Source organism: Variovorax sp. P1_G12, assembly GCF_056405555.1.
In genome coordinates, this window is record NZ_JBFUBW010000016.1 from 107,415 (window position 1) to 120,974 (window position 13,560).

The following is a 13,560-nucleotide window of genomic DNA, read 5'->3' on the forward strand; positions in this document are numbered from 1 at the left end:
CTCCGTTCAAGGAGGCGTGACTGTAGGGTCGCAACGCGCGCGCGCGAAATTATTTTCGGATGCGGCAATGATCATGAAAACGAATGCGCGTCGCAGGGCAACGCCAATGGCGTTTCAGGCAGCGGCATGAGCGAGGAGAGTTGCGCGTTCTGCACCTGCGCCTCCGCCAGCATGTGTTCGAGGAACGCCTCCGCCTGGGGCGACAGGGAACTCCGCAGCGGCTGCAGGCAAGCCACCTCGAAGTCGAAGCCCTCGGGTGCGATCAGGCTCGCGGTAAATTCCTGGCGCATCAACCCGGGCAATAGCACGATGCCTGGCAAGATGCTCATCCAGTCGGTGCGGGAAACGACGCCCAGCGTCGCGGAGAAGCAATCGACGTCGAGCCACTGCTCGCCTCGGACGCCCTGACGGGCAAGGTAGCGCGATAGGCGCGTGCGCGCCGCGTTCGGCGGTGGCGGAGCGATCAGCCGTAGCGGAGAGATCTCGCGCAGGTCAACGCCCGCGAGGTGCGGCAACGGACCGTTCCAGCGCGAGGCCAAAAGGCATGGTGAAGAGAACAGGCGCTCGCTCCGCACGCCTGCCTCCTCCCCGCCCACGACTGCAATTGCCAAGTGTAGTTCGCCCGACCGGACCTTCGCAGCGAGGGGCGCGCTGTTGTCTTCGGAAATTCGCAGGACGACGTTCGGGTGCATGGCGAGGAACTGCGCATAAACCGGTGCGAGCAGCGATCGGGCTACCACCGGGACGAGGCCGATTCGCAACTCACCTTGCAGCCCGCCGCTGCGCCCCTTGACCGCTCCCACCGCGGCCGCATGCGCGCGCAGAACATCGGTTGCGCCGGTGTAGAACAGGTCCGCCGCGGGCGTGGGGATCACGCGCTGGCCGGTGCCGCGTAGAAAGAGCCGGGTGCCCAACTGCCCCTCCAACTTGCGCACATGCTGCGAAACGCCAGGCTGGGTGGCGTGCTCGCGTCGGGCCGCCGCCGTGAACGAGCGTTCCTCGTACACGGCAACGAAGAGGCGCAGGTCCAGCAATGAATCGGCCACGGGAAAACGGCTTCGATCTGGCGTACCCGCGCGCCTCAGCGCCCGAGCAGGGAGCTCTCAACTAGCCCCTCGTAGGTAGTGGCGGCGCCAGGCAGGCCGGCGCGACGGCGCTGCTCGATGAGCAGCTCGATGCCGACCCGGTCAGGCAAAAGAGAGGCCGGCGTACTGCCAAGCATGGCGTCAACGGCTGGAGGGAGGAAGCCAGCAAGCGTCAGCGCTTGCCGTGCAGCCTCAGGCACTTCCTCCATGCTTTGGCGCGCGTTCTCAAGGCTGCGCAACCAGGCTGAAAGTGTGGGGCGCAGTCGCTCTATCGCAGCCGCGCTCACGACGAGGCCCTGACCCGGAAATGCCGGGTAGCACTGCTGAACAGTCCCGATGCGGGTGAGACCCGCCTCGACGGCCATTGCGTCGAAGGGAGGGCCTAGCAAGGTGGCATCGCCACGCCCTGCGATGATGGCGTCGTATCTTTCCTTTACCCCACCGACGGGTTCCAGTGCGTAGCTGTCAGCACCAATGCCCGCGTCGGCCAGCATGGCGCGCAAGGCCACAATGAATCCATTGCGCGGCGCATCAACCAGAATGGTGGCGCCACGCAGATGTTCGAGCGAAGTGCGACCTCGCTGTCCGACGATAGTCAAGGGGGTCGTGCGCTCAAGTTGCGCCACAACGCGAAAGTCCTGGGGACCCTCGCGCAGGTTCCAGTCCATTACGTTGTCTATGGCCGTGACGACTGCATCCGCCTCGCCGGTCGCCAAGGCCTCGAACTGCGCATCGGACGACGGGTTGCGCGCCGCTTGAAGCGATACGTCTGTCGCGACCTTCAACACATGGGCAACATCGACCACGGGCGGAGGAACGAACCAAAGGACTCGTAGCGTAGGCATAGGACGAACTCGTTCTCGTTGTCAGGTCAACTCAAGCTTGATTCCGGAGCGCTTAACCACCGGAACCCACTTGGCCCGCTCTGAGCGGATGTAGGCAGAGAACTCCGCCGGCGTGCTCCCGACGGGTTCGCCACCATAGTCGTGATACCTCTGGATGACCTCCGGCTTGCGTGCCAACGTGGCGCATGCCGTGGCCAGCTTGTCCAAAATTGGTTTCGGGGTTCCCGGGGGAGCCATAAGGCCGAACCAAGTTGACGCGTCGTATTCGCGGATACCCAATTCTTCAAACGTCGGCACGTTCGGAAGCAGAGGATGGCGGCCCTTGCCCGTGACCGCCAACGCCTTCAACTTGCCCGCCTGGATGTTGCTCATCGAGGCCGCAAGCGCGTCGAACATCACTTGCGTCTCGCCTCCGAGCAGCGCCGTGTATGGACTGGTCGTGTTGTAGGGGACGAACTGATAGGTCGTTCCCGTGATCGCTCCAAACCACTCGCCTAGCAAGTGTTGGAAAGTGCCTATTCCAACCGTTCCTGCAGCAATGCTTCCGGGCTTGGCCTTGGCCAACTTCACGAGATCGCCTGCATTATTGGCTGGCAGGCTCGGATGGGCGACGATCACACTACGCAGTGTGGTGAGCTGGCTGATGGCTTCGAAATCGGCGGGGTTGTATGGAAGCTTCGTGTAGAGCTCGGACATGTAGCACAGCGAACTCGGTATGCCCACGAGCAGGGTATAGCCGTCAGGGGGTGACTTCGCGACCAGCGAGGTGCCTATGGTCGTAGCCCCTCCGGGACGATTGTCGACGAGCACCGACTGTCCCAGCAACGATGTCAGCCCCGCCGCCCAGAAACGCGAATCGGCGTCTAGGCCCGACCCGGGCGGGTTCGCGACCACGATGCGCACCGGCTTGTTAGGGTAGTCCTGCGCGCTCGCTTGGCCGGCGAGCGTTGTCATAAGCATCGCGGCGCCAGTGCCAAGCACCTGCCGTCTCGAGATCGTCATGGGGTTGTCTCCGAAGTTTGAGCGTCCTGGCAAATCTGCGCCCGGTAGGCCGCGATTATTACAAGACGGGTCGTATTGAAACTATCGGGAAACCACCTATGCCGTGGCCATCAGGGGGCGTCGCTTCTTCAATGGAAACAGGGCGATACAGCTGAGGCACCAAGTGTTTTTCACAAGGGTTTATCCCTAATCCATATCGAAACGATGCGTCTAGTATCGCTGCGTTCGCGGTTCAACACTCTGACCGCTAGGCAGACTTCTAACTCTCGAAAAGGAAGCAAGGATGAACATCCTCGGACCTGACTCTCTGGTGTTTGGCGTCGATGACGTCCCGGCCTGCATTCAATTCTTCACGGACTACGGACTGACGCCGGTCGGCGTCGGTGATTCCGGTGGGCGCTTTGAGGCCGTCGACGGCACTTCCATCGTCATCGCGCGCCGGGACGATGCTTCATTGCCCGCGCCGATGGAGACTGCAACTATGTTGCGCAAGACGATCTACGGCGTCGCGGATCGCCAGACATTGGACGCCATCGCCGAGGAGCTTGGCCGCGACCGGGAAGTGAAGCACTTGCACGACGGCTCCATCGAAGCCTGTGACGATATGGGCTTCGTGCTCGGATTCCAGATTTCGGTGCGGGGCAAGATCGACGCGCCCGGCGAAGCATCGAATTCGCCCGGGAGCAAACCCGCCCGTTCGCCGAATGTCCTGGGTGCGAACGCGGATGYCGAGCACCGGCCCCTGACACTCTCGCACGTGGTGTATTTCGTGCCTGACCAGGCCAAGGCCGCCAAGTTCTACGTGGAACGGCTGGGCTTCCGTTGCACCGACCGGTTCACCGATGCCGGCAGCTTTCTGCAGCCCGCCGGGACGCTGGACCACCACACGCTCTTTCTGATCCAGACGCCGGCTTTTATGAAGGGCGTCGAGCACTTCACGTTCCACCTCTCGGGTCCGACCGCAGTGCTGCAGAGCGGCTCCAGGTTCGTCGCCAAGGGCTACCAGAGCTTCTGGGGCCCGGGGCGCCACAAGTTTGGGTCCAACTGGTTCTGGTACTTCAACGCCCCAGTGGGCTGTCACGTGGAGTACGACGCGGACATGGACCTACACGATGAAACCTGGGTGGCTCGAGAAGCGCCCATGCAGGTCGACGAATCGCAGATCTTCTTGTTCCAGCACCGCGAGAAGTGGGCGCCGGGTGGCCCGCCACCACCCGGCGAGTCCCACTAGGGCAAGGGATGCGGAGGTACCTGTGCAGGTTCGAAGAGCTCGTCGATGGAACGTCGCGCGGCTTCGATTCTGCTGGTACTTCAAGCAGACCCATGTTTGTGGTCCGCCGTGGGAATCGGGTGCTGGGATGGCTCGACAGCTGTCCCCATGTGGATGGCGCGCCTCTGGCTTGGCGCAAGGATGCTTACCTGAGCGCCGACGGTAGCTCAATTGTTTGCTATGGGCATGGCGCCGTGTTCGATATCGAATCCGGCGTGTGCACGAAGGGGCCATGCATGGGGCAAGCGCTGACGCCTGTCGAGGTGCATCGCGAAGAGGATGGGGCGCTGTGGACCGACTCGCCACACGCCATTTCGGGACAAGGTGTTTGAGAGGACCGCATATGAATGCTACAGATAAACCCCGCGCTCGAATCGCGCTCATGGCCGCGCATTGCGCTGGAATGGTGGACATCGTTGCGCTGCCCGTCTGGGTAGGCACGCTCATCGCACGCTACGGCTTTGACCCTCAGCAAGCAGGTGCGCTCGCGACATTGTTCCTCGCGGGCGGAGTTGTAGCGAGCTTGATCCTGGCACCGCGCTTCAATCGCCTGCGCGGCCGCTGGATGGTCCCCGTTGCTTACGCCGTTTCGGGAGCGGCGTTCCTGGCCTGTATGCGCACTAGCCAGTTCGAAACGCTCGCAGTTCTGCATGCGCTGGGCGGGTTGGCCACCGGGGCCGGGTTGAGCATCACGCACGGCACGGTCGCTCTCACGCGCAACCCGCATCGGATGTTCGGCTTCATGCAGGTAGGGGTGGGAGTGTTCGGCGTTGCCTATATGGCAGCCGCACCTCAGATCATCGCGTCGGTCGGAGGGGCAGGGCTCTTTGGCATTTTCGGCGGCATCATGCTGGCGGCGTGCGTGATCACGGCGGTGGCTTTTCCAAACGTGCAGCCTGCTCGCAGCGACACGGCCGTTCACGAACTTCTGCCGGCCGCGCTACCCAAGGCTGCATGGTGCGCGATGATCGGTATCGGCCTGATGAATGTGACGCAGGCGATGGTGTTCAGCTTCCTTGAACGCATGGGCGCCGACCGGGGGTTTACGCCTTCCAATCTGCAGCTCGTGCTCATTGCCGTCGGGGTCGTGAACCTTGCACCGGGCGCGGTCGCCGCACTACTGCAGCACAAGCTGGATGCTCGAAAGGTCGTGCTTGGCGGTGCGTTGGCGCAGGCGGCCCTGGCAGTGGCGCTGGTTTCAAGCACGACCTTTCCCCTTTATGCAGCGGCGGGTGCCTTCTTTGTGTCCGCGGTGATCTTCACCCACATCTTCACATTCGGCGTGCTGGCGAGGCTGGATCCGTCGGGTCGAGCCGTTTCGGCGACGCCCGCGATGCTGATGATCGGTTCGGCCATCGGTCCCGTTCTTGGCGGCACGCTCGTCAAGTTCTTCGGCTATGGCGCAATCGGCTGGGCGGCCGTGGCCATTGATGCCATTGCCTTCTGCTTCTACTTGCAGCTTCGGAAAAGCAGCGTGGCGCCCGTTGCGCCCAGCGCTCCGATCCCTGCATCAATCAATAACTGAGATAGGAGATCCTCATGAACAAAACCCAGCGGGTGCTTGTTGTCGGCAGCGGCATCGGCGGCGCCACTGCGGCCTATACCCTTGCCAAAGCAGGCCTAGACACGCATTGCATCGACATCCAGCCGACCAGGTCGACGGTCGGCTCGGGAATTTGCCTGCTTCACAATACGATGCGGGCCCTCTCGGAGATCGGTCTGGCCGAACCTTGTCTCGAGAGTGGCCTGAAGTTCGAGGTGTTCAAGCAGCACGATGCCGCAGGCAACCTGCTCATGTCGAACCCAACTCCCCCCGGCATCGGCATACGCCGCCCGGAGCTTGCCCGCATCTTGGAGACCGCGGCCAGTGAGGCGGGAGCGAAGATGGAGCGCGGCCTCACCGCTGACTCGGTGACCGATCGCGGTAGCCATGTGGACGTCGTGTTTTCTGATGGTCGCGAAGCCCAGTACGACTTGGTGGTCGCCGCAGACGGCGCTTACTCGAAGCTGCGGGAACAATTTTTCGGGCCCGAACATCGAGTTTGGTTCGCAGGCCAAAGCGTCTGGCGCTTCAATGCGCCGCGTCCGCCCGAGGTGGATGGCTTCTGTCTTTACCGCTCGCCCGACGGCAAACGAGCGGTAGGGGCGCTGCCGACTTCAAAGGAAACCTGCTATCTGTTCTTCCTCGAGAACAGTGCTGAGCACCTGCATTGGCCCGATGACCAACTGGATGTCCTCGTGCGTGAGCGGCTAGCCGGGTTTACTGCTCCGGTGATTCAGGACTCACTGGCACAAGTCACCACGCCCCAACAGGTCTTGGTCCGGCCTTACGACATCACGCTTTTGCCGAAACCGTGGCACCGCGGCCGAATCGTGCTATTGGGGGACTCTGCGCACTCGCCAACCCCGCAGATGACTTCCGGCGGTGGGATGGCCATCGAGGATGCCGTGGTTCTCGCGCAATGCGTCCAGGGAAGGTCCGACCTTGAGGAGGCTCTGGTTGCCTATACGGAGAGGCGGTACGAACGTGTTTCAACCGTGTGGAACGCGTCGCTGCAGCTTTGCAAGTATGAGCAGGAACCGGTCCCGAATCCACAGAGGTCCGCTGCACTTTTGCTGCAGACCTATCAGTACTTGGGCCAGCCCATGTGACGACGGCGCTTGGGCAGGGCCGATGCGCACATCCGAACCCCGCGGCTCTGGCTAGGTGGAGGCGGCGACAATTGCCGGCATGAAGCCCATCATCGACGCCGGCTGGCATCACTTCGTCAAAGTCGCGGAGCTGGGGTCCGTCTCCCGCGCGGCCATCACAGCGGATGTCCCGCAGTCCGTTGTCAGTCGGCATATTGCACAACTTGAGCGTGACGCCGGTTCCCGCCTGTTCCGCCGGACCGGGCGAGGGGTGGTCCTCACGGAACTCGGCCAGCAGCTGTATCCCCGCATCAAGCGGTTAATCGCCGAATCGGAAAGCTTTGCCGACGAGGTTCGCGCCAGCCGAGGCGTGCCGGTCGGTGACGTGCGGCTTGGACTGCTTCCGTCGACTGTCCCGTCGATCGCCGGGCCCCTGTACCAGCGCGTGCTGAAGCAGTTCCCACAGGTGCGCTTGCACCTGACGGAGGGATCGAGCTCGCAGTTGCAGGAAATGCTGGACCAAGGGCGCCTGGACCTGTCCTTGCTGCTGCGCGACGACGGCGAAACCAGTGCCGACGAGCCAGTTCTGATGGAGGGGGCGCTCTGCCTCGTTGTTGCCGCCAGTGATCCGCTTGCGGCCCGCCAGGAGATTCGATTTGAAGAGGTCGCCCGGCTGCCGTTGGTACTTCCTGGTGAACCCCATCCGCTGCGCGAGAGGTTGGCGTTGCTGGCGCGCAAGCTGGGGCAAACCCTGCGGATTGCTGCTGAGGCGAACTCGATTCGCTTGCAGCACGAGATCGCGGCGTCTACCGCGGGATACGCGATCACCTCGTTATCCATCGCCCCGCACGACCGGGGCCGCCTCGTCGCACTGCGGATTGTGGAGCCGGTGCTTGCGCGGGCCGTAGTGCTCGCCGTGGCACGTCACCGGCCGCACACACTTGCGACGCGCGAAATCCACAGGTTGCTGCTGTCGATGGCGCCGGAGTTCCTAGAAACAGGCCGCGCCGACTGAGGTTTCGCCAGATCGGATAGCTGCTATCGCGGGCCCCCCCTCGTCCCTCGGCGGTCGCATAACTAAAGTCTCGTTGTGTCCCGTGTCGCGCGTCCGCGAACACGGCATTCATCCCTAACAGCGAGACGATACCTATCATGCTTCCTTACAAGCGCGCAGATGCACGGGCCTGGGCCCGTGAGAACCTGGTCGGCTGCTCGGCCGTCACCATCCCCAGCTATTCGGCGGATCTCAAGCAACTGAATGAGCGCGGCATCCGCCATGACATCGCGCTGGCCAAGGAATTTGGGTTCAAGCACACACTCTTGTGCGCCGAAGTCGCCATCACGCCGGAGGAGAACGCCAAGTTCACGGCCTGGGCGGCGGAGACTGCAGGCCCTGGCTTCGGCCTGTTCTTCCATGCGGCTTTCAACTCGCTCGCGGAAAACATCCAGGCCGTCAAGCTCGCGGAGGATGCCGGTGCAACCATGGTCCTGCTTTCCTATCCCGCGCAGTTCTGGCCAACCACGGAGCAGGAGGTGTATGACTACACCAAGAGCTTGTGCGACGCAACCAAACTGGCCGTGATGCTGTTCCCGCTGCCGGCCTGGGGGTTCGAGCGCATTCATCCGGCGGGCATGTCGGTGGAGTTCGTCCGGCGGCTGCTCAAGGACTGCCCGAACATCGTCGCCATCAAGTCCGAGCAGGGCTTCCCGCTGCCTGCCGGTATTTGCGAGATGTACCACCACTTTCGCGACGAGGTGGTCATCAGCTGCCCGATCGAGGGTGATGCCATCCCCCTCATGAGCCTGATGAAGATGCAGTTCTCCGGTACCAGCAACACACAGTGGATGAGCAACTATTACCCGCGTGCATTCGAACTGGCCCGGACGGGCGAATGGGAGAAGGCGATGGAGCTGTACTGGAAGGTCAACCCTGCTCGCAGTGCGAACGGTGCGGCCACGCAGGCCTACATTGGAGGCACTTCGGTTCTGAACAGGACCATGTGGAAGTACCAGGACTGGCTGGCTGGCTTCAACGGCGGCCCGTTGCGAGCGCCGGCCATGCGTATCCCAGATCGTTTCTTGAAGCCGCTTCGACAGGGCTTGGTAGCGTCCGGTCTGCCGGTGACTTCTGACCCCGACAGCGAGTTCATGGTCGGGCGCCATCCTTGCTGAGGCGAAAGACCATGAGACTTGCACGACGTGCATTTCTGGGCGGTATTGGCTGTTTCCTGCTGTCGTCTGCTGGGGCGGCCGAAGTTCTCCGCGTGGTCGTTCCGTATGCAGCCGGCGGCATCACCGACATCGGGGCCCGGGTCATTTGCGAGCAACTGGGGCAGGTTCTGGGACGATCGGTGATCGTGGAGAACCGGCCAGGTGGAGGCACCCGGATCGGAACGTCTGCGGTGTTGGCGGCGAAGCCGGATGGAAATACGCTGCTGCTCACCAACATCGCCTATGGCATCCTGCCGTTGGTCGACTCCTCCGTGAAGTACGACGCCGTGACCGCAGCTGCGCCAGTCGGAATTGCTTCCGTGTATCCGATCGCGCTGGTCGTGAATTCGGAACTGCCGGTGAAAACTCTGCAGCAGTTCATCGACTACGCCCGGAAAAACCCCGGTAAGTTGACCTACGGTAGTGCCGGTCCCGGCAGCGGGGCACATCTGGGTGGCGAACTGTTCCAATCTTTGACCGGGACCCAGCTTGTCCATGTTCCCTACCGATCCACCTCGAGCGCGTTGACCGAAGTGGCCTCGGGCCGGGTGGACCTCACCTTTGACGCGACTGCCATCGAACTCGCCAAGACGGGGAAGGTGAGGATCCTGGCCGTCTCCGGCACGGAGCGCGACCCTCGCATACCCGAGGTACCCACCGTGGCAGAAGCGGGGCTGAGAGGGATGGAGACAGCCTCTTGGCTCGGGCTGTTCGCTCCACTCGGCACACCGCAGGAAGTGATCGAGCGGCTCAACAAAGCGCTGAATGTCGCAGTCCAGAACGATGGGTTGAAGGCGCGCTTTCGCGAACTCGGCATGGTCCCTCGATCGGGACCGCCCAGCCTGCTGACAGATCAAGTGCGCCACGACACCCAGCTTTACCAACGCGTCATCCATGACGCCAAGTTGAAATTCGAATGAAAGCATCCGACGTAAATCCCTCCGTGAGTGCCGAAGCCGGCGCGCCCGTGTTCGTGTCTTCCGAAACTGCAGCCGCCGTTTTCCAGTGGCTGCCTGCTGTACGCGCCTTGCAGGAAACCTATGCGCGGCCTTTGGGAGCGCACGCCGTTCCGCGTCGCACCATTGCGGCAGGCACGGCCGAGCGTGCTTCGTTGCGAACCATGACGGCAGTGCCCCCCGGTTCCCGCTACTACGGCGCCAAGCTGATGGGCATGGCGTTCGGGCCGGCCGGCCGCCAGCTTGAGTATGTCGTAGTGCTCTTCGACGCGACAACCGGCTCAGTTGCCGCGATGGTGGACGGCAACTTGGTCACAGCGTATCGAACGGCGGCTACGTCCGCCGCCGCTCTTGATCGTCTGGCGCCGCAGGGGACCGCCCGTCTCGCAGTTCTGGGGAGCGGCCTGGAGGCACGCATGCACACCCTCGCTATTGCCTCGGTTCGTGCGTTGAGCGAGATCCGAGTCTTCAGCCCAACGCCGGAAAAGCGCGAGGCGTTCGCCAGCGGCATGACTGCCGATTTGGGTGTCCGTTCGCGCGCGGTCGACTCTCCGGCGGAGGCCGTTGGTGGCGCTGATATTGTGCTGGCAGCGGCTCGTTCCTATGGCGAGAAGCCGATCCTGCAGGGTGCCTGGCTGGCGCCCCATGCGACGGTGGTCTCCATCGGATCTACGCTTCCCGATCAGCGAGAAGTCGATAGCAGCGTCATTGCGCGCGCTGGACTCATCGTGTGCGACAACGTGGAAGAAGTCCTAGAGGAATCCGGTGACATGTTGGCCGCGCGGCGAGACGGGGTCGAACCCGATGCCAAGTGCATCAGCCTTAATGGGTTGATGACCGGCGAGGTAGAGCGGGCCAAGGACGGAATCGCCATGTACAAGTCTGTCGGCTCCGGCCTCCAGGACGTGGTGGTCGCCGGAATGATCCTCGACCTCGCCCGCTCAGCTGGCCTTGCTACACCTCTTCCCATTCGATTCGAAACCAAGCGCATCGGCTGATGCGGCGAACCATGAAGAACCTGCTCAAAGATCCCGAACTGTTCCGCTCCGCCGCTTTCGTTGGTGGGGAGTGGATTGAAGCGACGCCGCATGGCAAGTACACCCTGCGCAATCCTGCGACGAACGAGTCGCTCGTCGAACTGCCTCGCTTGAGGCAGGAGGAAACAGCGCAGGCCATCGAGGGCGCGCACCGCGCCTTTCTCGACTGGCGCCGGACCACGGCCAAGCATCGGTCCGAAGTGCTGCGCCGCTGGTACGACTTGATGATCCTCCACGGCGACGACCTTGCCACATTGATCACGCTGGAAGAAGGCAAGCCGCTCGCCGAAGCCAAGACCGAGGTTCAGTACGCGGCGTCGTTCCTGCAGTGGTTCTCCGAGGAAGCCAAGAGGGTGCGCGGAGATGTGATCCCTGCGCCCAAGGACACCCAGCGCATCATTGCATTGAAGGAGCCGATCGGCGTCTGTGCGGCCATTACGCCCTGGAACTTTCCCGCGGCGATGATCACGCGCAAGGCGGGTCCCGCGCTGGCCGCAGGCTGCACCATGGTCGTCAAGCCCGCGAGCCAGACGCCCCTAACCGCCTTGGCGTTGGCGGAATTGGCCCGGCGTGCCGGTGTCCCCGCCGGAGTATTCAATGTGCTCACAGGTAACGACACACGCGACATCGGAAATCAGCTCACGTCGCATCCACTCGTGCGCAAGATTACGTTCACCGGTTCGACCGAGGTCGGGCGAGTCTTGCTCGCGCAAGCGGCTGGAACAATCAAGAAATGCTCGATGGAGTTGGGCGGGAACGCACCGTTCATCATCTTTGACGACGCTGACCTCGACGCTGCAGCAGACGGCGTTGTTGCAGCCAAGTTCCGCAACACCGGACAGGCGTGCATTAGTGCCAACAGGGTGCTCGTCCAGGCCGGCGCGTACGAGGCGTTCGCGGCCAAACTGGTCGAACGTGTCGGGAAGTTGCGCGTGGGCAATGGGCTCGAGTCCGATGTGCAGCTTGGTCCGTTAATTGACGATGCGGCAGTGCAGAAAGTGGAGGAACACATCGCGGACGCCGTTGCGCAAGGTGCGACAGTGCTGCATGGTGGTAAGCGCCATTCCTTGGGCGGCCGGTTCTTCGAGCCGACAGTCGTTGGCGGTGCCACTTCTAAGATGGCGCTGGCTAGCGAAGAAACCTTCGGACCTCTCGCCCCACTGTTTCGCTTCGAGAGTGACGAGGAAGCGTTCGAGATTGCCAACGCGACCGAGTTCGGGCTCGCCGCCTATCTCTATAGTCGTGACGCAGCCCGTATTTGGCGCGCTTCGGCCGCGATCGAGTCCGGGATGATCGGTATAAACTGCGGATTGATCTCGAACGAAGTGGCGCCCTTCGGCGGAGTCAAGCAGAGCGGTTTGGGGCGCGAGGGTTCCCACCACGGCATCGAGGAATTCCTCGAGGTCAAGTATCTGTGCTGGGATGGCCTCGCGCCGATGTTCAGCTGAACCCGGACTAAAACCAGCCCTCGGGGAGCGACAATGCCCCCCGACCTATGGACGGCCTCAATCTCATAAAGACTTTTCGCGAGGTAGCCCTTCGGCGCAGCTTCTCCCGGGCGGCGACGTCGCTCGGCCTTTCGAAGGCAACCGTCAGTCGCTACGTGGTCGAACTTGAGGAGCGCACCGGGGTGCGCTTGCTCAATCGGTCGACACGTTCGCTGAGCCTGACGGATGCCGGTGAAGTGCTTTTGGAGCGCAGTGCGCAGCTGGTTGATCTTGCGGAGAGCACACTGAGCGATCTGCAGGCCCATGGTGCGAGCCCGCGCGGGCGCCTGCGCATGAGCGCGCCGCATGGCATGATCGCCGGATGGCTGTCCGATGTGATTGCTGGGTTCATGCAGCGCTACCCCGAGGCCTACGTGAGCCTACAGTTCACCAACGAGAATATCGACTTGGTCGAGCAGGGCATCGACATACACCTCACCGGCGGACGCATAGATGACGTAAACCTCATTGTGCGGCGGCTGGTGCAGTTCAACATGGTGGTCTGCGCTTCACCTAGTTATTGGGCCAAACGCGGCATTCCTTTGAAGCCCGATGGCTTGGCGCGACACGATGTGCTGACCTTCTCCGCCACATCCTCGGCTGAGTTGCCCTTCGAGACTGAGGGCCGGCAGTATGGAGTCGTAGTACACAGCCGCATGGAAAGCAACGACCCGCTAGCGCTAATCGAACTGGCATTGCGAGGAGCGGGCGTGGCCTACGTCCCAGAACCGCTCGCGCAATCGCACCTGGAGCGCGGAGCATTGGTACCAGTTCTGCGCGAGCACATGCGTCACGATAACTGGCTTTACGCCGCATATTCGCAGCGTCGTCACAATAGCGCGGTGATGCGCGCCATGCTCGACTTCTTGACGGAATCGATGGGTTCTTCCGGTGGTAATCCTCAGTTGTTAGGCTAGAGCCCTCTCCGGCAGCGGATCCAAACAATGGCGCACTTATTCCGGGCGCCGAGACAGATGCATACCGAGCCGGCGTGGCCAGTGTTCCGCGAGTTTGTGCGCGCGGCGGTCTATGGCGA

General features: G+C 62.6%; 13 protein-coding genes. 10 read left to right on the plus strand and 3 right to left on the minus strand.

The window, feature by feature from the left end; genetic code table 11:
- Window positions 1-71: 71 nt before the first annotated feature.
- Genes AC1D2O_RS19570 through AC1D2O_RS19580 form a run of 3 tightly spaced genes read right to left on the minus strand, consistent with a single transcriptional unit; the run spans window position 72 to window position 2,932 of the window.
- Window positions 72-1,046: a LysR family transcriptional regulator gene (locus AC1D2O_RS19570; RefSeq protein WP_478091916.1), complete on the minus strand. Its 975-nt coding sequence runs from the start codon at window positions 1,044-1,046 to the stop codon at window positions 72-74.
- A gap of 35 nt (window positions 1,047-1,081) precedes the next feature.
- Window positions 1,082-1,930, minus strand: a complete 849-nt coding sequence (locus AC1D2O_RS19575) for an ABC transporter substrate-binding protein (protein WP_478157759.1) — start codon at window positions 1,928-1,930, stop codon at window positions 1,082-1,084.
- 21 nt (window positions 1,931-1,951) lie between these two features.
- A complete protein-coding gene (locus AC1D2O_RS19580) occupies window positions 1,952-2,932 on the minus strand; it encodes a Bug family tripartite tricarboxylate transporter substrate binding protein (RefSeq protein WP_478157760.1) in 981 nt (326 codons plus the stop codon).
- A gap of 283 nt (window positions 2,933-3,215) precedes the next feature.
- Here AC1D2O_RS19580 and AC1D2O_RS19585 point away from each other — a divergent pair, with 283 nt between their 5' ends.
- The 10 genes from AC1D2O_RS19585 (at window position 3,216) to AC1D2O_RS19630 (ending at window position 13,441) form a co-directional block, all read left to right on the plus strand.
- Window positions 3,216-4,163, plus strand: a complete 948-nt coding sequence (locus tag AC1D2O_RS19585) for a VOC family protein (RefSeq protein ID WP_478157761.1) — start codon at window positions 3,216-3,218, stop codon at window positions 4,161-4,163.
- A gap of 8 nt (window positions 4,164-4,171) precedes the next feature.
- On the plus strand, window positions 4,172-4,534 hold the full coding sequence (locus AC1D2O_RS19590) for a Rieske (2Fe-2S) protein (protein WP_477650740.1): 363 nt from the start codon (window positions 4,172-4,174) through the stop codon (window positions 4,532-4,534).
- A gap of 11 nt (window positions 4,535-4,545) precedes the next feature.
- Window positions 4,546-5,727, plus strand: a complete 1,182-nt coding sequence (locus AC1D2O_RS19595) for an MFS transporter (RefSeq protein WP_477650738.1) — start codon at window positions 4,546-4,548, stop codon at window positions 5,725-5,727.
- A 14-nt stretch (window positions 5,728-5,741) separates the two neighbouring features.
- Window positions 5,742-6,854, plus strand: coding sequence for an FAD-dependent oxidoreductase (locus AC1D2O_RS19600; RefSeq protein ID WP_478157762.1), 1,113 nt, complete (start codon window positions 5,742-5,744; stop codon window positions 6,852-6,854).
- A gap of 79 nt (window positions 6,855-6,933) precedes the next feature.
- On the plus strand, window positions 6,934-7,848 hold the full coding sequence (locus AC1D2O_RS19605; RefSeq protein ID WP_477650764.1) for a LysR family transcriptional regulator: 915 nt from the start codon (window positions 6,934-6,936) through the stop codon (window positions 7,846-7,848).
- Window positions 7,849-7,985: 137 nt separating this feature from the next.
- Window positions 7,986-9,005: a dihydrodipicolinate synthase family protein gene (locus AC1D2O_RS19610; RefSeq protein WP_478157763.1), complete on the plus strand. Its 1,020-nt coding sequence runs from the start codon at window positions 7,986-7,988 to the stop codon at window positions 9,003-9,005.
- Between the two features lie 11 nt (window positions 9,006-9,016).
- A complete protein-coding gene (locus AC1D2O_RS19615; RefSeq protein ID WP_477650195.1) occupies window positions 9,017-9,964 on the plus strand; it encodes a Bug family tripartite tricarboxylate transporter substrate binding protein in 948 nt (315 codons plus the stop codon).
- Entirely contained in the window at window positions 9,961-10,998 is a 1,038-nt protein-coding gene (locus AC1D2O_RS19620) for an ornithine cyclodeaminase family protein (RefSeq protein ID WP_478157764.1), read from the plus strand. Before AC1D2O_RS19615 ends, AC1D2O_RS19620 begins: the two co-directional genes overlap by 4 nt.
- 11 nt (window positions 10,999-11,009) lie before the next feature.
- Window positions 11,010-12,485 carry an NAD-dependent succinate-semialdehyde dehydrogenase gene (locus tag AC1D2O_RS19625; protein WP_478157765.1) on the plus strand — a complete coding sequence of 492 codons (1,476 nt, stop codon included), beginning with the start codon at window positions 11,010-11,012 and terminating at the stop codon, window positions 12,483-12,485.
- A gap of 47 nt (window positions 12,486-12,532) precedes the next feature.
- A complete protein-coding gene (locus tag AC1D2O_RS19630) occupies window positions 12,533-13,441 on the plus strand; it encodes a LysR family transcriptional regulator (RefSeq protein WP_478157766.1) in 909 nt (302 codons plus the stop codon).
- Window positions 13,442-13,560 lie beyond the last annotated feature (119 nt).

What these genes read in the sequence shown, in the direction of transcription:
- AC1D2O_RS19575 (WP_478157759.1), bottom strand. Translation starts at nt 1,930, where the DNA reads ATGCCTACGCTACGAGTCCTTTGGTTCGTTCCTCCGCCCGTGGTCGAT.
- AC1D2O_RS19580 (WP_478157760.1), bottom strand. Translation starts at nt 2,932, where the DNA reads ATGACGATCTCGAGACGGCAGGTGCTTGGCACTGGCGCCGCGATGCTT.
- AC1D2O_RS19590 (WP_477650740.1), top strand. Translation starts at nt 4,172, where the DNA reads ATGCGGAGGTACCTGTGCAGGTTCGAAGAGCTCGTCGATGGAACGTCG.
- AC1D2O_RS19595 (WP_477650738.1), top strand. Translation starts at nt 4,546, where the DNA reads ATGAATGCTACAGATAAACCCCGCGCTCGAATCGCGCTCATGGCCGCG.
- AC1D2O_RS19600 (WP_478157762.1), top strand. Translation starts at nt 5,742, where the DNA reads ATGAACAAAACCCAGCGGGTGCTTGTTGTCGGCAGCGGCATCGGCGGC.
- AC1D2O_RS19605 (WP_477650764.1), top strand. Translation starts at nt 6,934, where the DNA reads ATGAAGCCCATCATCGACGCCGGCTGGCATCACTTCGTCAAAGTCGCG.
- AC1D2O_RS19610 (WP_478157763.1), top strand. Translation starts at nt 7,986, where the DNA reads ATGCTTCCTTACAAGCGCGCAGATGCACGGGCCTGGGCCCGTGAGAAC.
- AC1D2O_RS19615 (WP_477650195.1), top strand. Translation starts at nt 9,017, where the DNA reads ATGAGACTTGCACGACGTGCATTTCTGGGCGGTATTGGCTGTTTCCTG.
- AC1D2O_RS19620 (WP_478157764.1), top strand. Translation starts at nt 9,961, where the DNA reads ATGAAAGCATCCGACGTAAATCCCTCCGTGAGTGCCGAAGCCGGCGCG.
- AC1D2O_RS19625 (WP_478157765.1), top strand. Translation starts at nt 11,010, where the DNA reads ATGAAGAACCTGCTCAAAGATCCCGAACTGTTCCGCTCCGCCGCTTTC.
- AC1D2O_RS19630 (WP_478157766.1), top strand. Translation starts at nt 12,533, where the DNA reads ATGGACGGCCTCAATCTCATAAAGACTTTTCGCGAGGTAGCCCTTCGG.